Source organism: Actinobaculum suis, from assembly GCF_900618115.1.
Taxonomy (GTDB): domain Bacteria; phylum Actinomycetota; class Actinomycetes; order Actinomycetales; family Actinomycetaceae; genus Actinobaculum; species Actinobaculum suis.
Genome location: NZ_UYIO01000001.1, coordinates 790,045 through 809,148, shown reverse-complemented (window position 1 = coordinate 809,148; position 19,104 = coordinate 790,045). Strand labels below are relative to the sequence as shown.

Here is a 19,104-nt window from a genome sequence, read left to right as displayed (position 1 = left end):
GCGAGCCACTTTCCGCAAGCATTCGCTGCTGCAAGTGGCGAGCCGCATATTCTAGCGGCGGTATACAAAGCAAAAGGCCCGGGCGTTTAGCCCGAGCCTTTCACTTTTACTCATTTGGTCTTAGCGGACGATCTTCGTTACACGCCCGGAACCAACGGTGTGGCCACCCTCACGAATAGCGAAGCCGAGGCCTTCTTCCAGAGCGATCGGGTGGATCAGCTCAACGGACATTTCGGTGTTGTCACCGGGCATAACCATTTCGGTGCCTTCCGGCAGGGTAATGGTGCCGGTAACGTCCGTGGTACGGAAGTAGAACTGCGGACGGTAGTTGGTGAAGAACGGATTGTGGCGGCCGCCTTCTTCCTTCTTCAACACGTATACCTGAGCTTCGAACTGGGTGTGCGGCTGAACGGTGCCCGGCACGGCCACAACCTGGCCACGTTCGACATCGTCGCGGTTGATACCGCGCAGCAGCAGGCCGCAGTTTTCGCCGGCTTCGGCGTAGTCCATGGACTTGTGGAACATTTCGATACCGGTAACGGTGGTCTTCTGCACCGGGCGGATACCAACGATTTCCACTTCGGAGTTGAGCTGCAAGGTACCGCGTTCCACACGGCCGGTCACTACGGTACCGCGGCCGGTAATCGTGAAGACGTCTTCGATCGGCATCAGGAACGGCTTGTCGGTGTCGCGAACCGGATCTTCGAAGTAGTTGTCTACCTGGTCCATGAGTTCTTCGATGGAAGCAACCCACTTGGCGTCGCCTTCCAGCGCCTTGAGCGCGGAGATGCGGACTACCGGCAGGTCATCCCCCGGGTAACCCTGGGAAGAAAGGAGATCACGGGTCTCCATTTCTACCAGTTCGAGCAGCTCTTCGTCGTCCACCATGTCGGACTTGTTGAGTGCCACGATGATCTGCGGTACGCCGACCTGACGGGCGAGCAGTACGTGCTCACGCGTCTGGGCCATCGGGCCGTCAGTTGCAGCGACCACGAGGATGGCGCCGTCCATCTGGGCCGCACCGGTAATCATGTTCTTGATGTAGTCGGCGTGGCCGGGGGCGTCAACGTGAGCGTAGTGACGCTTCTCGGTCTGGTATTCAACGTGAGAAACGTTAATGGTAATACCGCGCTGGCGCTCTTCCGGAGCGTTATCCACCTGATCGAACGGCGTGAACTCGTTCAGATCCGGGTACTTGTCCGCAAGTACCTTGGTGATTGCGGCGGTCGTCGTCGTCTTACCGTGATCAACGTGACCGATGGTGCCGATGTTCATGTGCACCTTGGACTTATCGTACTTGGCCTTCGCCACTGGGCCCTCCTGGGACTCTAACTAAATTTACTTACAGCTTTATGGACTGGCGCTTTCGCACCCGCCCTTGTCGAATTATTAGTTCCTAATTCTAAACGAAAAAGGAGCTTATTCGCCGTGGGCCTTCGCCACGATTTCGTCGGCTACTGCCTTCGGAACTTCCGCGTAGGATCCAGCCTGCATCGAGTAGACTGCACGGCCCTGGGTCTTCGACCGGAGGTCACCAACATAACCGAACATTTCGCTCAGCGGAACGTCCGCACGAATGATTTTAACACCGCGCGAATCTTCCATCGAACGAATCGTACCGCGCCGCGAGTTCAGGTCGCCGATAACGTCGCCCATGTACTCTTCGGGGGTGCGAACTTCCACATCCATAATCGGCTCCAGGAGTACCGGCTTCGCCTTCTTGGCGGCCTCCTTGAACACCTGGTTGCCCGCAATCTTGAAGGCCAGTTCCGAAGAATCGACGTCGTGGTAGGCGCCGTCTTCCAAAGTTGCCTTCACACCTTCCACCGGGTAGCCAGCAATGATGCCGTTCTGCATCGATTCCTGGATACCTTCGTCTACGGAAGGAATGTATTCCTTGGGCACGCGCCCACCGGTGACCGCGTTTACGAACTCGTAGGTCTGGCCATCGGCCGTGTAATCCAAGGGTTCGATAGTCACGATAACGCGTGCGAACTGACCGGAACCACCGGTCTGCTTCTTGTGCGTGTATTCCACATGCTCGACCTTGCGGCGGATCGTTTCGCGGTAAGCCACCATGGGGGCACCAACATTGGCGTCCACCTTGAATTCCCGCTTCATGCGATCTACCAGAATGTCGAGGTGAAGTTCGCCCATACCGCCGATGACGGTCTGGCCGGTTTCTTCATCCTGGCGCACGGTAAAGGTCGGATCTTCTTCCGCGAGCTTTTGAATCGCAACCGAAAGCTTCTCCTGATCGCCCTTCGACTTCGGTTCAATAGCCACGTGAATCACGGGCTCGGGGAAGGACATCGATTCGAGGATGATCGGCGCGTCCTGCGCGCACAGGGTGTCACCCGTCGTCGTATCCTTCATACCCACGAAAGCGTAGATATGACCAGCGTGCGCCACATCAACCGGGATTTCCTGGTTGGAGTGCATCTGGAACATCTTGCCGATACGTTCGCGCTTACCCTTGACCGAGTTGAGCACCTGCTCGCCCTGCTTAATGGCGCCGGAGTACACGCGAATGTAGGTCAGCTTGCCGTAGAAGGGGTGTACCGCGATCTTGAACGCCAGTGCGGAGAACGGTTCCTTCTCCGTGGAGTGGCGCTCTTCGGTTTCGCCGTCTTCTTCGTGGCCGGGCTTGAAGCCCTTGATCGCCGGAATGTCGATCGGAGCCGGGAGGAAGTCTACAACGCCGTCCAGGAGCGGCTGTACGCCCTTATTCTTGTAGGCAGAGCCTGCAAATACGGGGTAAATCTCCGAAGCGATGGTACGCATGCGGATGCCCTGCTTGATTTCCTCGGTGGTCAGTTCCCCTTCTTCGAGGTACTTCTCCATGAGTTCGTCATTGGCTTCCGCGGCCAGTTCCATCAATTCGCTGCGGTAAAGCTCGGCTTGTTCCTGCAGTTCCGCGGGGATATCTTCTTCTACCACCACGGCACCCCAGGTGTCGTTACCCTTATCGTCCTTTTCGGGGAAACGTACTGCCTTCATCGTCAATACGTTGACGACGCCGGACAGTTCCGATTCCGCTCCGATCGGGAAGGTTACCACCGCAGGAATAGCCTTCAGGCGGTCCCGAATGGTGGAAAGGGTGTATTCGAAATCGGCACCGAGCTTATCCATCTTGTTGACGAAGCAGATGCGCGGAACGCCGTACTTATCGGCCTGGCGCCACACCGTTTCGGACTGCGGCTCCACACCTTCCTTGCCGTCGAACACCGTGATGGCGCCGTCGAGTACGCGCAAGGAGCGCTCCACTTCGACCGTGAAGTCGACGTGGCCTGGCGTATCAATAACGTTGAACTGGTATCCCTTCCAGAAGGCGGTAACGGCCGCCGAGGTAATGGTGATGCCGCGTTCCTTCTCCTGGGCCATCCAGTCGGTGGTCGAAGCACCATCGTGCGTTTCGCCCAACTTGTGGTTGATGCCGGTGTAGAAGAGGACGCGCTCGGTAGTGGTAGTTTTACCGGCATCGATGTGCGCCATGATGCCGATATTACGGACCTTGGTTAGGTCAGTAAGCGCTTTCACTTCTTGTGCCACGTTTGTTTAGCTCTCTCTTGTTAGAAATGCTGCGTTCTTACGCAACGAATTACCAGCGATAGTGAGCGAAAGCCTTGTTGGCTTCCGCCATGCGATGTGTATCTTCACGGCGCTTGACAGCAGCACCCAGGCCGTTGGAAGCGTCGAGGATTTCATTGAGCAAACGGTCCTGCATGGTGTGTTCGCGGCGCAGCCGCGCATACTGGACCAGCCAGCGCAACCCGAGTGCCGTGGAGCGGGCCGGCTTGACTTCTACCGGAACCTGGTAGGTCGCGCCACCCACACGCCGCGAGCGGACTTCCAGCTGCGGCTTGATGTTATCCAGGGCGCGCTTGAACACCGTGAGGGCATCCTGTTCCGACTTTTCAGCAACGCCTTCCAGCGCGCCGTAAACGATGGACTGGGCCTTCGCCTTCTTGCCATCGCGGAGCACGATGTTTACCAGCTGCGTGACGAGCGGCGAGTTGTAGATCGGATCTGCAATAATCTCGCGCTTCTTGACTGGACCTTTACGAGGCATGCTTACTTCTCCTTCTTCACGCCGTAACGGGAGCGGGCCTGGTTGCGGCCGCGCACACCTTGCGTGTCGAGTGCGCCACGCACGATCTTGTAACGAACACCGGGGAGGTCCTTTACGCCACCACCGCGCACGAGCACGATCGAGTGCTCCTGCAGGTTGTGACCTTCACCCGGGATGTAGGCCGTGACCTCAATACCCGAGGAAAGGCGAACACGGGCTACCTTCCGGAGCGCGGAGTTCGGCTTCTTCGGGGTAGTTGTAAATACGCGGGTGCACACCCCTCGCCGCTGCGGGCTTCCTTTGAGCGCAGGACGCTTGGAGGCGCGCTTCTTCTTCGCGCGGCCCTGACGGACCAACTGCTGAATAGTAGGCACTATTTCTCCTGTTTTGAAAAATGAATATCTATCGTTCGCCAGGGCGGCGGGATACACACCGCTTATCCGCGCTAGCAGTAGTTCACCCGGGGCGTACCTTTATCAGGTTACCTCGGTGTGGACATACCGTGTGGCCGCGCCTGCGAACAGGCAACCCTACCAAGATTAGCGGCCACACGGGATTTACGTCAAAGGTTAAGGCCCTGCGGTGGTAGGAAACACAGCTTTTGCCCCGCGGAAGCGGTTTTCCTTGGCCTTGCCCGGCCTAGAAGGCCCCGTAGCCGGCGCCCAGATCGAAGTACTGGAAATCGCCGTAGGAGAAGGAATCGTCGAAGGGATCCAGGCCTTGCGCCGCAAAGCCGTTGTTCTTCTCGAATTCCATCTTCGCTTCCGTAGTGGGTTCTACCTTCGCGCTCTTGAGCGCTTCGAAGCCCGTACCTGCCGGGATCAGCTTGCCCAAGATCACGTTTTCCTTCAGGCCGGCCAGCGGATCGGACTTGCCCTCCAGCGCGGCTTCGGTGAGCACGCGCGTGGTCTCCTGGAAGGAGGCGGCGGAGAGCCAGGAATCCGTGGCCAAAGAGGCCTTGGTAATACCCATGAGTTCGGGCCGGCCGGCAGCGGGTTTGCCGCCTTCGGCCATCGCGGCCCGGTTCTCTTCTTCGAAGCGGGGTACTTCTACCAGTTCGCCCGGTAGCAGGTTGGTGGTTCCCGAATCGAGCACGGTCACGCGCCGCAACATCTGGCGGACGATGATCTCAATGTGCTTATCGTGAATATCCACACCCTGCGAGCGGTACACGGCCTGCACTTCGTTGACGATGTGTTCTTGCACCGCACGGCGGCCGGAGATCCGCAAGAGCTTCTTGGGATCCACGGAGCCTTCCACGAGCTGCTGGCCTACCTGTACGCGGCCACCTTCTGGCACGTACAGCTTGGCCCGCTTGGACACCTGGTAGACGAGGTCTTCTTCGCCGTCGTCGCGCACGACGATAAGCCGGCGCATACGTTCGCCGTCTTCGATCCGCAAGGTACCGGCCGCTTCCGCGATCGGCGCCTCCCCCTTCGGGGTACGGGCTTCGAAGAGTTCCTGCACACGCGGCAAACCTTGGGTGATGTCGTCCGCGGAGGCCGAACCACCGGTGTGGAAGGTACGCATCGTGAGCTGGGTACCCGGTTCGCCAATAGACTGTGCGGCCACAATACCCACGGCTTCGCCCAGATCCACCAGTTTGCCGGTGGCCATGGAACGGCCGTAGCACAGGGCGCAAGTACCATGTTTGGCTTGGCAGGTAAGTACGGAACGGATCCGCACCTGCGTGACGCCAGCCCGCAACAAGCGTTCGATCAGTTCATCGCCGATATCCGCACCAGCCTGGGCGAGCACGGTACCTTCTTCATCGGTAATGTCCGCGAGCAAGGTACGTGCGTACACCGAGGTGTCGAGCGTGCGTTCGGGGATCAGAAGATCTGCCGGAGCGAGCAGTTCGCCGCTTTCCGGAGCTTCCAGTACTTGCGGGGCAAAGCGCTGTTCGCCGCGCGGTTCGGCCAAACGCACGTAAACCGTGGAACCGAGCGCGCCCGCCGGAACCGGTTTGCCGGCCGGCACAAGCTGCGCGATTTCCTTGGCCAGCCCGCGCTTGGTCTGGCAGTCGAATTCGTTGACGATTACGTCTTGGGAAACGTCTACCAAACGCCGCGTCAGGTACCCCGAATCGGCGGTACGCAAAGCGGTATCGGCCAGGCCCTTGCGGGCACCGTGAGTAGCCGAGAAGTATTCGAGCACCGAAAGACCTTCGCGGTACGAGGAGATAATCGGACGCGGAATAATCGCACCCTTCGGGTCTGCTACCAGCCCGCGCATACCCGCGATCTGGCGCATCTGCTCCCAGTTACCACGGGCCCCGGAAACAACCATCTGGTTCACGGTGTTTTCCGGAGTGAAGTTATCCCGCATTACGTGCGCAATTTCGTCGGTGACGTCGGACCACAGGTCCACCAGGTCACGGCGGCGATCTTCGTCTTCAATACGGCCGGTGAGGAACTGGTTTTCAATTACGGCAGCCTTCTTTTCCGCTTCCGCAATAATTGCCGGTTTCTCATCGGGAACCACTACGTCAGAAACCGCAATGGTGACGCCGGAACGGCCCGCCCAGTAGAAGCCCGTGTTCTTAATCGCATCGAGCGAGGCGGCCACATCGTCCTTCTCGTAACGTTCCGCGAGGTGGTTAACGATTCGGCCCAGTGCCGACTTATCGACCACTTCGTTTACGAACGGGAAGGTTGTGGGCAGCGCATTGTTGAAGATCGTGCGGCCCAGCGTGGTTTCCAGAATGAAGGGTTCGCCAGGTTCGTGACCTTCGGGTGCTTCCCAATCCAGGGGCGGTTCGACGTCGCCTTCGAAACGGATCTTGCACAGGGAGTTCAGGTCCAGTTTGCCGAGGTCATAAGCCATGCGTGCTTCCCCGGTGGAGGTGAAGGCGTGGCCTTCGCCCGCCTTACCTTCCTTGACCTTCGTCAAGCCGTAGACGCCAATAATCATGTCTTGCGAAGGCATGGTTACGGGCCGGCCGTCAGAGGGCTTGAGGATGTTATTCGAGGAGAGCATGAGGATGCGTGCCTCTGCCTGTGCTTCTACCGAAAGGGGTAGGTGCACGGCCATCTGGTCGCCGTCGAAATCGGCGTTGAAGGCGCCGCACACCAGCGGATGCAAGCGAATTGCCTTACCTTCTACCAGTTTCGGTTCGAAGGCCTGAATGCCCAAACGGTGCAAGGTAGGAGCACGGTTGAGCAAGACCGGGTGGTCTTGAATGACTTCTTCGAGCACGTCCCACACCTGCGGATCTTGGCGTTCCACCAGGCGCTTGGCTGCCTTAATGTTCTTGGCGATATCGAGGTCTACGAGCCGCTTTTGTACGAACGGCTTGAACAGTTCGAGTGCCATGGCGGTAGGCAATCCACACTGATGCAACTTCAGGGTGGGGCCCACCACGATTACGGAACGGCCGGAGTAGTCCACACGCTTACCGAGTAGGTTCTGGCGGAACCGGCCCTGCTTGCCCTTGAGCATGTCTGCCAGGGACTTCAGAGGACGGTTGCCCGCGCCCTGCACGGGGCGGCCGCGCCGGCCGTTATCGAAGAGGGCGTCCACGGATTCTTGGAGCATCCGCTTCTCGTTGTTGACCATGATTTCCGGTGCGTGCAGATCGAGCATGCGCTTGAGCCGGTTGTTCCGGTTAATCACGCGCCGGTACAGGTCATTGAGATCGGAGGTGGCGAAACGGCCCCCGTCCAGCTGCACCATCGGGCGCAGATCCGGCGGGATTACCGGGATAGCGTCAAGCACCATGGCTTCCGGCTTGGTGCCGGAACGCAGGAAGGCGTTCACTACCTTGATGCGCTTGAGTGCCCGGGATTTCTTTTGGGCCGTGCCGGTTTCGATTTCTTCTACGAGCTTGTCGTGTTCGGCTTCGAGGTCGAAAGTGCGCAGGCGGGCCTGGATGGCTTCTGCTCCGCGCGCGGCCTTAAAGTAATCGCCATACCGGGATTCCATTTCCCGGTAGAGATCTTCATCGCCTTCCAGATCGCCTACGGTGAGCTTGGTGAAGCGATCCCACATGGCGGCCAGGCGTTCCAGATCGCGATCTGCCTTGCGGCGGATCTTATTCAGCTCGCTTTCCCCGGCGCGCTTAATGCGGGCGCGTTCGGGGCCGCCCTGGCCTTCTGCTTCGGCAGTGGCGAGCTCTTGTTCGAGCTCTTGGTGGCGAGCTTCCAGATCGGCGTCGCGCTGCTTTTCTACCGCTTGGCGTTCCAGTTCGTATTCGGCGAGCAGGGAGGGCATATCTTCCCGGCGGCCTTCTTCATCTACCTCGGTAACCATGTACGCCGCGAAGTAGATGACCTTTTCGAGGTCCTTCGGGGCGATGTCGAGCAGGTAGCCCAAACGGGAGGGCACACCCTTGAAGTACCAAATATGGGTAACGGGTGCGGCCAGTTCAATATGACCCATGCGTTCGCGGCGCACCTTGGAACGGGTTACTTCTACCCCGCACCGTTCGCACACGATGCCCTTGAAACGGGGACGCTTGTATTTACCGCAGGCGCATTCCCAATCGCGGGTAGGCCCAAAGATCTGTTCCCCGAAAAGGCCATCCTTTTCCGGCTTTAGGGTGCGGTAGTTAATGGTCTCCGGCTTCTTTACCTCGCCGTGTGACCACGAACGGATCTCGTCGGAGGTGGCAAGACCGATTTTGATCTGGTCAAAACGATTAACGTCGAGCAAGATTCCTACTTCCTCAAGAGTTTTGCACCATTGATGTCAGCTGATTCGCGGTAGGCCGGGCGGGCGCACGCCCGGCCTACCGGTGATGTGTTTCTTAGAAATCGGCTCCGGTGGAAAGATCTTCCAGGCCGGTAGCAAGCTCCTGGCCTTCCGCGTCTTGCACGGGAGCGGAGTAACGATCTTCTTCGTCTTCCAGACTGATGGCCTGGCCGGAGGCGTCGAGTGCTTCCACATTCAGGCACAGCGAACGCATTTCGTACATGAGTACCTTGAAGGACTCGGGGATTCCCGGTTCGGGAACGTTATCTCCCTTGACGATCGCTTCAAAGACCTTGACGCGGCCCACGGTGTCGTCAGACTTGATGGTCAGCATTTCCTGCAGGGTATGCGCGGCGCCATAAGCTTCCAGCGCCCACACTTCCATTTCTCCGAAACGCTGCCCACCGAACTGAGCTTTTCCGCCCAGCGGCTGCTGGGTAACCATCGAGTACGGGCCGGTTGACCGGGCGTGGATCTTATCGTCCACGAGGTGGTGCAACTTCAGCATGTACATGTAGCCCACCGCGATCGGTTCCGGGAAGGGTTCGCCGGTACGGCCGTCGAAGAGGCGGGCCTTACCGTATTGATCGACGAGCCGATCTCCATCCCGGTTGGGCAAAGTGTTCTGGAGCAGGCCGGCAACTTCGGCCGGGGTTGCGCCGTCGAACACCGGGGTAGCGATACGCTGCTCCGGCTTCGCCTTGATAACTTCTTCCGGCAGGGAGAGTGCCCATTCTTCGCCGCGTTCGCGTGCTTCCGTGGCGTCCCAACCCTGCGAGGCGATCCAGCCCATGTGCAGTTCATATACCTGCCCGAGGTTCATACGGGAAGGCACACCGAGCGGGTTGAGGATGATGTCAACCGGGGTGCCGTCTTCCATGAAGGGCATATCTTCCACCGGCAGGATCTGGGAAATACAACCCTTGTTACCGTGCCGGCCGGCCATCTTATCGCCCACCGTGATCTTGCGGCGCTGGGCCACGTAAACGCGCACGGTTTCATTGACGTCATTGGGCAACTCGTCGTTGTTTTCCGCCGTGAATTGGCGGACTCCAATCACAATCCCGGTTTCGCCGTGGGGAACGCGCAGGGAAGTATCGCGTACTTCCTTCGCCTTTTCGCCGAAAATGGCGCGCAGGAGCCGTTCTTCCGAAGTCAGTTCGGTTTCACCCTTCGGGGTGATCTTGCCGACGAGGATATCGCCGGAACGTACTTCCGCACCTACCCGGATAATCCCGTGTTCGTCCAAATGCGCGAGCATATCTTCCGAAACATTGGGGATATCGCGCGTTACTTCTTCGGGGCCGAGCTTGGTGTCACGCGCGTCGATTTCGTGTTCCTCAATGTGGATCGAGGTAAGCAGATCGTCTTGCACACACCGTTCGGAAAGAATGATGGCGTCTTCGTAGTTGTAACCGTTCCAGGCCATGAAGGCCACGAGCAGGTTTTGGCCGAGCGCCAGTTCCCCACCTTCGGTGGCCGGACCATCCGCGATCAGCGAGCCGACTTCGATGCGGTCACCTTCCGAAACCCGTACCTTCTGGTTGACGGTATTGCCGGGGTTGGAACGCTCAAACTTTTGCATCTTGTAGATAACGTGGCGGCCGTCGTCTTGTTCAACGTGTACCGCATCCGCATCTACTTCGGTGACGACGCCGGGAGCGGCGCCAGTAGTCACATCACCCGAATCCACGGCAACCCGCATTTCCCAACCGGTACCCACGTAGGGAGAAACCGGTTTGATCAGCGGGACGGCCTGGCGCTGCATGTTCGCACCCATGAGAGCGCGGTTAGCGTCGTCGTGCTCCAGGAAGGGAATCATCCCGGAACCGATAGACACCATCTGGCGGGCAGAAACGTCCATGTAGTCGATTTCTTCCACCGGAACCAGGGCCGGTTCACCGCCGGGCAGACGCACGAGGGCTTCTTCTTGCAGGAAGTTGCCTTCTTCGTCTAGCGGGGTTTCTGCCTGGGCGATATTGACGGTATCTTCGTCGCCTGCCTGCAGGTATTCCACTTCATCGGTAACGCGCCCGTTAACTACCTTACGGTAGGGGGTTTCGATGAAACCGAAGGCGTTGATGCGCGCGAAGGATGCCAGGGAGCCGATCAAACCAATGTTCGGACCTTCTGGGGTTTCAATCGGGCACATCCGGCCGTAGTGGGACGGGTGCACGTCTCGCACTTCCATGCCGGCGCGATCACGCGAAAGGCCGCCCGGGCCCAGCGCGGAAAGCCGCCGCTTATGGGTAAGGCCAGCCAGCGGATTGTTTTGGTCCATGAACTGGGACAGCTGCGAAGTGCCGAAGAATTCCTTGATCGCGGCTACGATCGGCCGAATATTGATCAGGGAGGAAGGCGTGATTGCTTCCGCATCCTGCGTGGTCATGCGTTCGCGGACCATGCGGTCCAGGCGGGAAAGGCCGGTACGGAACTGGTTTTGGATCAGCTCCCCTACCGCACGCACACGACGGTTCGAGAAATTATCGATATCGTCGGTGGAAATGCGAACCGGCTTGCCATCTTCGCTCACGAGCACTTCCGGGAATTGCCCGTTCTCGTCCATCTTGTCCAAGCCCTGGTGCAGAGCCAGCATGTACTTGATGGCTGCCACGATGTCTTCCAGGGTGAGCTGGCGTTCGGTGTTATCGCTGAGTCCCAACTTCTGGTTGATCTTGTAGCGTCCTACCTTGGCGGTGTCGTAACGCTTCGGATTGAAGTAGAAGTTGTTGAGCAGCGCCCGGCCAGCTTCTGCGGTTGGCGGTTCTCCCGGACGCAGCTTGCGGTACATGTCTTGCAGGGCTTCTTCCTGGGTGTGGACGGTGTCCTTCTCCAGGGTATCGAGCAAGACCGGATAGTCCGCAAATTCTTCACTGATCTCGGATTCTTCCATGCCGAGCGCCTTGAGGAAGACGGTGATCGGTTGCTTACGCTTCCGGTCAATACGCACGCCTACCTGATCGCGCTTATCGATTTCGAATTCGAGCCAGGCACCGCGCGAAGGAATGAACTTCGCGCCGTAAATATCTTTATCGGAGGTCTTATCCGGGGTACGTTCGAAGTAGACTCCCGGCGAACGGACGAGCTGAGATACCACCACTCGCTCAGTACCGTTAATGATGAAGGTGCCGCGGTCCGTCATGAGCGGGAAATCGCCAATAAAGGTGGTTTGCGATTTGATTTCGCCGGTCTCATAGTTCTGGAATTCGGCCGTCACGTAGAGCGGAGCCGAATATGTAAGATCGCGTTCGCGGCATTCAAGAATCGAGTATTTCGGTTCTTCCAGATGCGGATTCGAAAGCACCAAGCCCATAGTCTGGGCAGCGTTTTCAATGGGGGAAATTTCCTCAAAAATCTCCTCGAGGCCAGACTTTGCCCCGGGATTTTCTTCCGCCCATCCTTGAGAACCAATGAGCCATCCGAAACTATCCGTTTGTAAGCCCAAGAGGTTGGGTACCTGGAGCAACTCATGAATTTCTGCGAAAGAAACGCGGTCAACTACCGGCTTGCCGTTTTCTGCGGCGAGCGAGTATGTGCGCGAAGCAGCCAAAGTGGATCCTTCCCTGACGTAGCTATGTGGAGACAATCCAATCCGGTGCGGCGACTTCAACCATTTTCTAGGGTGCTCACCTGGCCGGTCTGTTAAATACCGGACGTCAGGAGCTACATCAACGGGCTGAAGTGGCTACGGGCATAGGAGTGTCATCGCAAATATCTACAGTACCCCGTTAACGCATAAAAGCACAATCCCTACACCTGTGGAGGGCATCACTCGAACTTCTTCGTTCGCTGATACTCTCGCACATTCTCCCCTAGTTTAGCAAGTGCTACATACGTGATGTGTTCCTACCCTCCGCCCCTCTGGATGGCAAAAGGTGGGTCTGCCACCAAACTTCCGGATGGCAAAAGGCGGGTGTGCCACCAAATTACTAGTAGCAGACCCGCCTTCGCGGAAAACATGTGCGGGTGGTTATCCCACCGGCAAGTTACTTGACGGTAACCGTGGCGCCAGCAGCTTCGAGAGCTTCCTTGGCAGCGTTGGCGGCGTCCTTGTCCACGCCTTCCAGCACGGCCTTCGGCGCGGAATCGACGAGTTCCTTGGCTTCCTTGAGGCCGAGGGAGGTCAGGGTACGTACTTCCTTAATAACCTGGACCTTCTTATCGCCAGCGGCTTCGATAACGACGTCGAATTCGGTCTGCTCTTCAGCAGCGCCGCCTTCTTCACCGCCGGCCGCAGCCGGAGCAGCAGCGGCTACCGGAGCCGCAGCGGTAACGTCGAATTCTTCTTCGAAAGCCTTGACGAAGTCGTTGAGCTCAACGAGGGTGAGCTCCTTGAAAGCATCGATGAGCTCCTGGGTAGAGAGCTTAGCCATGGTGGCCTTCCTTCCCGCTCAGTGTGAGCGATTATCTGCGCCCATTCGGGGCAACATTGCTGTGGTTTTTTATTAGCAAAATGCCGGCCGCTTAGGCGCCAGCTTCTGCGGTTTCTTTCTTCTGGCGCAGGGCTTCGACGGTACGTACCGCCTTGGAAGCCGGCGCATCGAGCACGTAGGCAGTCCGGTAGAGGAGCGCCTTGAGCACGCCAGCAGACTTGCCGAGAAGAGTTTCGCGAGATTCGAGATCCGCGAGGGTCTTCACGCCGTCGGCATCGAGATGCTGACCGTCCATGTATCCGCCCTTCACCTGCAGAGCTTCGTGCTCCTTGGCGAAAGTACGCATCGCCTTGGCGATAACGGGCGGCTCACCCTGCACAAAGGCAATGGCGGTTGGGCCCTGATGGAGTTCATCAGGAAGCTCAATGCCAGCCTGTTCAGCGGCGAGTTTCACTAGCGTATTCTTAGCGACCTTATAGACAGCCTCACCCTTGAACGAACGGCGAAGATCCTTCATTTCGCCGACCGTCAGGCCACGGTACTCGGTGAACAGTACAGCGCTGGAGCTCTCGAACAGTCCCTTGAGCTCGGCAATGACTGCGTCCTTGTCCTTCCGCGACATGGGGCCTCCTTTCGGTCTAACCCCGCATGATCCAGAAAGGCCCGCAAAAAAGCCCCGTGCAGGTAGCACGGGGCTTGGCAATTCCACGCATCTGGCTTCCCGCGCACTTCCATGACTGATGCCATAGTTGCCTTAGGATTGCGGCTGGCCGGCGGAAACTCCGCGCGGTACGTGCCGAGCAGGCTATTACCGGCCTACTTCCGATGCAGTGAGCTAAGCTCTGTATCTTACCTGCGCTGGCCTCTTGCGAGATTATCCCTTTCGGGACCTGCGGTCTTTGGCAGTAAGTAAGAATATCGCCTACCCGCCGTACGTGCCAGTACCTGTGTGCATCCTAACGTTCACGACGTCGTACCTCCCCGCTCGGTGCAGTGCCACGCGTGGAAAACCGAAAATCAGTGTGGCCGCGCACGAGGAAATACGGGCGCACGAAACAGGTTTTAGCTCAGTGCTCCTGCGAGCATGGCGGCGAATCCTACCCAGGCCACTATTTGCAGCGCGGCCCGCCACCGAGGGCGGTCGCAGGCGGCGGCGAGAGAGGCGCCTATAACTGGCACATTGGCAATTCCGTAGCGGCGGAATACGAAAGTGAAATAGGCACCGTTATTGATGGCTTCGCGCACTTGCACCAGCAGGGCTACTACGAGCGGGCCGGTTGCGGCTTGTACGGCGAGGTTGCGGTCGCGAACGTCCCGGATACGCAAAAGCAAGGCCAGGAAGGGCGCCGCTAAGAACAGCACGAAAATGCAGGTGCCCCAAATTTTCGTGCTTGGCCCATACAGCTCAAGGGACATATGCCAGGCGCCTTGCGGATTGCTCAGTCCGTACGGCTGGGTGAGTGTATGCAACCAGGTGCCGAGGGAAATGCCGTCCAGGGGCGCGGTGGATACGCCGCTAATGGCCGGTACGTAGCCTTCGGGTACGCGCCGATTTTGGAAGGCCGACCAGCCCACATAGGTCACAATAATGACCACGGCTTGCACTACGAGATAGCGCAGAACTGGCAGGCGGGAGTTTTTCTCCAGCCCGCCTACTGCCGGCCAGAGCAGGCACAGCGCTAGCCAGGCCATTAGCACCACGATTCCGGAAACGGCCATTACCCGCGCGCAACAGATTGCGGCCGTGGCCAGGGCAGGTAGCCAGGGCGAATAGTTTCCTTTTTGGAAAATCCGGGCTCCCATCCACACGGCGGCAGCGCCGGCAAGCACGCCCACGGCGTCGTTATGTACGAGCACGGCCGGGCCGGCAATCACTGGCGCGGTGAGGACGAGGAGGGAGCCGGCGAAAGCGGCGGGGCGGGAAACATTCCACATGCGGATGGCGGCGAAGAGGGCGGCGATGCCCAGCCCGGTGAGTAGTGCCGAACCGAGGCGGGCACCGAGTAGGAAGCTACCGGTGAGTGGTTCTATGGCGCGGGAAAGGGTGCCGACCACCCAAAAATAGAGTGGCGGGTGGAAGGCATTATAGTTTTCGCCGCGGTAGGGCCATTCTTCAATCGGCGTGGTGCGCCAGTTTTCGCAGTCTGGGGGCACGACGACCCCTTCCGTAACACCGGAAAAATTGCAGGCCCAGCTTTCTTGGGCTACTTCGCCAAGTTTTTCACCCTGGACGGGTATGTGGCCACGCGAGATTTTTTCTGCGTAATCGATATAGGTCCATTCGCCCGAAGAGTGCACGCTGGGATGTTGGGCTAGGGCAACGCCAGCCCAGACCGCGACGAGCAAGAAGAGCAGCGCCGCGCACAGCCCGTCCCCCAGGCCGGAGCGAATGTCTGTGCGCAGATTATTGCCGCGCTGGTTGTTTCTACGTGCCACTACCCGTTCTCCGATTCTTGCTGTGGTTTGGCAGAGCGGCGAGCAAGGGAATACGCGCGCCGGATACTCGCCGCTGGCAAGCGCGCTGCACTGTGCCGGTAATTCTAAATTCTGCCGGTAATTCTAAGTTTTAGCCTACGCAGAGAAAAAGCGTGGCTCTGCTATCACCACGCTGGGGATAGCAGAGCCACGCGTACCGCCACCGGGGCGGATATAAGTTTTATGCGGATCTTTTAAAACCGCTGGCCTTCAAACCATGGGGATCTGAGAGGCCATTTACCAGGCCTCGTTTTTAGAGATCCTTGCGGGTAATCGAGTAATCCAGCGGGATGCCGGGACCCATACTCGTGGATACCGTGGCCTTCTTAATGTAACGGCCCTTGGCCGAACCCGGGCGCAGACGCAGGATTTCTTCCTGCGCGGCGGCGTAGTTATCGGCCAGCTGGTCCACGCTGAAGGAAGCCTTGCCAATAATGAAGGCGAGGTTTCCGTTCTTGTCTACGCGGAATTCGATACGGCCACCCTTAATATCGGAAACGGCCTTGGCCACGTCCATGGTGACCGTGCCCGTCTTCGGGTTCGGCATGAGGCCACGCGGGCCGAGCACGCGGCCCAAGCGGCCGACCTTGCCCATCATGTCCGGGGTGGCAACGGCGGCGTCGAAGTCCGTCCAGCCGCCTTGCACTTTCGCGATGAGTTCGTCGTCGCCGACTTCATCGGCACCGGCGTCGATAGCTTCCTGGGCGCGAGCACCTTGGGCGAAGACGACGACCCGTGCCGTCTTACCGGTGCCGTGCGGCAGGTTTACCGTGCCGCGGACCATCTGATCGGCCTTGCGGGGATCAACCCCGAGCCGGAAGGTCACTTCCACCGTCGCATCGAACTTCGTAACGGTGGTTTCCTTTGCGAGTTCAAAAGCCTCGCGAGGCGTGTAGAGCACGCCGGGGGCAATCTTTTCCGCGGCTGCGCGGTATGCCTTTGAGCGCTTTGCCATTTCTGCTTCTCCTTTTGCAGTTGTGGTACCCGGGCCTGCGCGGGCCCTTCCACTCTTTTGGACGCGCCGCCGTTTTTCGGCTTCGCGTATGTTCGGCTCTAAGGCCTAGATTTCATCCGTGGTGATGCCCATGGAACGCGCCGTGCCGGCGACGATACGGGCAGCGTTTTCGAGGTCATTAGCGTTGAGATCCGGTTCCTTAACCTTGGCGATCTCACGAATCTGATCTGCCGTCAGGTGCCCCACCTTTTCCGTATTCGGACGGCCAGAGCCCTTGTCTACCCCAGCGGCCTTCTTAATAAGCTGGGCAGCCGGCGGCGTCTTAAGTACGAAGGTGAATGAACGATCTTCGTAGACGGTGATTTCCACCGGCACAATGTTTCCACGCTGCGATTCGGTGGCCGCATTGTAAGCCTTGGTGAACTCCACAATGTTCACACCATGCTGGCCCAGGGCCGGGCCAACCGGCGGGGCCGGCGTGGCTTGGCCGGCAGGAATCTGCAGCTTGATAAAGCCTGCAACCTTTTTCTTCGGTGCCATATCGGGTCCTTTTCTTCTTGATCAAAACCATCGCAATGGCTAGCGATGGCACGCCTACCTACTTTACGCGAGCAGGCACAAACTGAAAAGGCCGGAAGCATGTGATACGCACGCCACCGGCCTCTTTTTGTTTCTCTTTTACTCTTCTTTGTGTACCTGGGTGAAGGCCAGCTCCACCGGGGTTTCTTGGCCTACCAGAGTCATCATTACGGTGAGGCGCTGGTTGGCCGGATCCACCGCGGAAACCGTTGCCGGCATGCCCGCCCACGGTTCGGTGGTCAAGGTAACTTGGTCGCCAATTTCGAACGGGGAAACAGTTTCCGGTTCGGCGGTAGGTGCGCCCGCCGCCTTGGCTTCTGCGGCTGCTTCCAGTTCCACCACGGGAGTTAGCAGGTTCACGGTTTCATCGAAAGTGAGTGCCACGGGTTCGCGACCAGAGCCAACGAAGCCGGTAACTCCGTTCGTTGCCTGCACTACACGCCAGGAATCATTGGTGAGGTTCATCCGAATCAACACGTAGCCGGGCATCCGCACGCGCTGTACCAATTTACGCTGGCCACGCTTGATTTCGTAGACCTCTTCCATCGGGATCTCAATCTGGAAGATGTAATCTTCCATGTTCATGGTGACCAAGCGGGCTTCCAGATCTTGCTTGACCCGCTTCTCATATCCCGAATAGGTATGCAGTACGTACCATTTACCTTCGAGGCCCCGCAACCGTTCGCGCACCTCTTCTTCGGTAACGGTACCGACTTCACCCTGTTTCTTATCCGCCGCTTCCGCTTCCACTTCCTCCGCGGCTTGCGTTTCCGCAGCCTCTGCCGCGCCGTTGTCTGTAGCGGCGGCGGTGCCATCTGTGGCAGCAGTTGCCGCAGCACTCGCTTCTGCTTCTGCGGTGGCAGGCTCATTTTCCTGCTCGGCAACTTCTGCGGATTCGGTAGCCGAATCAGCATCCGCAGGTTCTACAGCCCCGGGAGCCTCAGTATCGGCGTCGCTAAAGGAAATTTCGGCAGCTTGCGCGCTGGCCGTAGCCGTGGCCGATTCAGCTGGGGATTCTTCCGCGACCTGCCCTGCCGCAACCGGAGATTCTACTTCTTCCGCAGCGCTGAACAATTCATTCTGCTGGCGGTTATCCTCAGCCACGCTTCCCTACTTTCCTTCGGCAAAAGCTAACCGAAGATCCAGAAGGTTAGCTGGCCAAATAAGAGATCGAAAATACCTACGAAAACCATCACCGCAAGGACGAAAACCAAAACGGTAATGAACATTTGCCACAGCTCATCGCGGGTGGGGCGCTGAACTTTCTTCAGCTCGCTAAAGATCTCCCGGAAAAACTGAGCTAGGCGGGCGAATACGCCTTTCTTGTCTGCGGATTCCCGCTTGGACGCGGCAGCTGTTTGACTCACCGGTAGCCCTTCTCCTCGATCATTACCACCCGGCCCGCGGGCCGGTTCGCAGGGTAGGAGGGACTCGAACCCCCAACCGTCGGTTTTGGAGACCGATGCGCTACCAATTGCGCCACTACCCTAGGTTGGATATTTCCACTCGCACTGTCTACTTATGCCAGCACTTCAACATCCAGTATAGATGCTTCCGTGCCGAGCTTACGCTTCACAGATGCGGATGGCATGACAATTACTTGCCACAACTCGCCCTATACTACCCACTCAGCGCCCGCTCGTCGAATTACGGCGAGCCATCTCACAACGCCGCGGGGTATCGCCGGCCCTAATCCCCGCAATTTTACCCGCGCGTTTCCCGCAAACGCGGCGTGCTTCGCAGAACGAAGCGTGCTTCGAGCTTTGTGGAAAACAGTGGTGATGTTTCTGGAGCCAGCGGTGACGTTTGGCGAGCCGGCGGTGATTTTTCGGGAACTAACCGTGATGTTTCGCGAGCCAGTGGTGGTTTTTCGGGAGCCAACCGTGATGTTTCTGGTGCCAGTGGTGATTTTTCGGAAGAAGGCACAGATATCTGAGCAGAAGTGATGTAATGGGGGC

Annotated in this window: 14 protein-coding genes and 1 tRNA gene; 1 reads left to right on the top strand and 14 read right to left on the bottom strand. The window is 58.4% G+C overall.

Annotated elements, in window-relative coordinates:
* Positions 1 to 120: 120 nt before the first annotated feature.
* The 14 genes from tuf to H8274_RS03155 all read right to left on the bottom strand — a co-directional run bounded on the left by tuf (position 121) and on the right by H8274_RS03155 (position 18,635).
* A complete protein-coding gene (gene tuf, locus H8274_RS03220; RefSeq protein ID WP_049618700.1) occupies positions 121 to 1,311 on the bottom strand; it encodes an elongation factor Tu in 1,191 nt (396 codons plus the stop codon).
* Positions 1,312 to 1,419: 108 nt separating this feature from the next.
* On the bottom strand, positions 1,420 to 3,552 hold the full coding sequence (gene fusA, locus H8274_RS03215) for an elongation factor G (RefSeq protein WP_074661395.1): 2,133 nt from the start codon (positions 3,550 to 3,552) through the stop codon (positions 1,420 to 1,422).
* Between the two features lie 49 nt (positions 3,553 to 3,601).
* A complete protein-coding gene (rpsG, locus tag H8274_RS03210) occupies positions 3,602 to 4,072 on the bottom strand; it encodes a 30S ribosomal protein S7 (RefSeq protein WP_049618701.1) in 471 nt (156 codons plus the stop codon).
* Positions 4,073 to 4,074: 2 nt separating this feature from the next.
* Entirely contained in the window at positions 4,075 to 4,446 is a 372-nt protein-coding gene (rpsL, locus tag H8274_RS03205) for a 30S ribosomal protein S12 (protein ID WP_049618702.1), read from the bottom strand.
* Between the two features lie 265 nt (positions 4,447 to 4,711).
* A complete protein-coding gene (gene rpoC / locus H8274_RS03200; protein ID WP_185933816.1) occupies positions 4,712 to 8,725 on the bottom strand; it encodes a DNA-directed RNA polymerase subunit beta' in 4,014 nt (1,337 codons plus the stop codon).
* 94 nt (positions 8,726 to 8,819) lie between these two features.
* Positions 8,820 to 12,314, bottom strand: a complete 3,495-nt coding sequence (rpoB, locus tag H8274_RS03195) for a DNA-directed RNA polymerase subunit beta (protein WP_049618704.1) — start codon at positions 12,312 to 12,314, stop codon at positions 8,820 to 8,822.
* 436 nt (positions 12,315 to 12,750) lie between these two features.
* The gene (gene rplL, locus H8274_RS03190) at positions 12,751 to 13,137 is read right to left on the bottom strand and encodes a 50S ribosomal protein L7/L12 (protein WP_049618705.1); all 387 of its coding nucleotides are present in this window, start codon (positions 13,135 to 13,137) and stop codon (positions 12,751 to 12,753) included.
* Positions 13,138 to 13,228: 91 nt separating this feature from the next.
* Positions 13,229 to 13,759, bottom strand: coding sequence for a 50S ribosomal protein L10 (gene rplJ / locus H8274_RS03185; protein ID WP_049618706.1), 531 nt, complete (start codon positions 13,757 to 13,759; stop codon positions 13,229 to 13,231).
* 440 nt (positions 13,760 to 14,199) lie between these two features.
* Complete coding sequence (locus H8274_RS03180) at positions 14,200 to 15,573, bottom strand: glycosyltransferase family 39 protein (protein WP_049618707.1); 1,374 nt, start codon at positions 15,571 to 15,573, stop codon at positions 14,200 to 14,202.
* A 292-nt stretch (positions 15,574 to 15,865) separates the two neighbouring features.
* Complete coding sequence (rplA, locus tag H8274_RS03175) at positions 15,866 to 16,567, bottom strand: 50S ribosomal protein L1 (protein WP_049618708.1); 702 nt, start codon at positions 16,565 to 16,567, stop codon at positions 15,866 to 15,868.
* A gap of 105 nt (positions 16,568 to 16,672) precedes the next feature.
* On the bottom strand, positions 16,673 to 17,107 hold the full coding sequence (gene rplK, locus H8274_RS03170; protein WP_049618709.1) for a 50S ribosomal protein L11: 435 nt from the start codon (positions 17,105 to 17,107) through the stop codon (positions 16,673 to 16,675).
* A 138-nt stretch (positions 17,108 to 17,245) separates the two neighbouring features.
* Positions 17,246 to 18,250 (bottom strand): transcription termination/antitermination protein NusG, encoded by a 1,005-nt coding sequence (nusG, locus tag H8274_RS03165; RefSeq protein ID WP_049618710.1) that lies wholly within the window; start codon positions 18,248 to 18,250, stop codon positions 17,246 to 17,248.
* Between the two features lie 26 nt (positions 18,251 to 18,276).
* On the bottom strand, positions 18,277 to 18,513 hold the full coding sequence (secE, locus tag H8274_RS03160) for a preprotein translocase subunit SecE (protein ID WP_049618717.1): 237 nt from the start codon (positions 18,511 to 18,513) through the stop codon (positions 18,277 to 18,279).
* A 49-nt stretch (positions 18,514 to 18,562) separates the two neighbouring features.
* Positions 18,563 to 18,635, bottom strand: a tRNA-Trp gene (locus tag H8274_RS03155).
* A 276-nt stretch (positions 18,636 to 18,911) separates the two neighbouring features.
* Here H8274_RS03155 and H8274_RS03150 point away from each other — a divergent pair.
* Positions 18,912 to 19,082, top strand: a complete 171-nt coding sequence (locus H8274_RS03150) for a hypothetical protein (protein WP_221884763.1) — start codon at positions 18,912 to 18,914, stop codon at positions 19,080 to 19,082.
* The last annotated feature ends 22 nt before the right edge of the window (positions 19,083 to 19,104 follow it).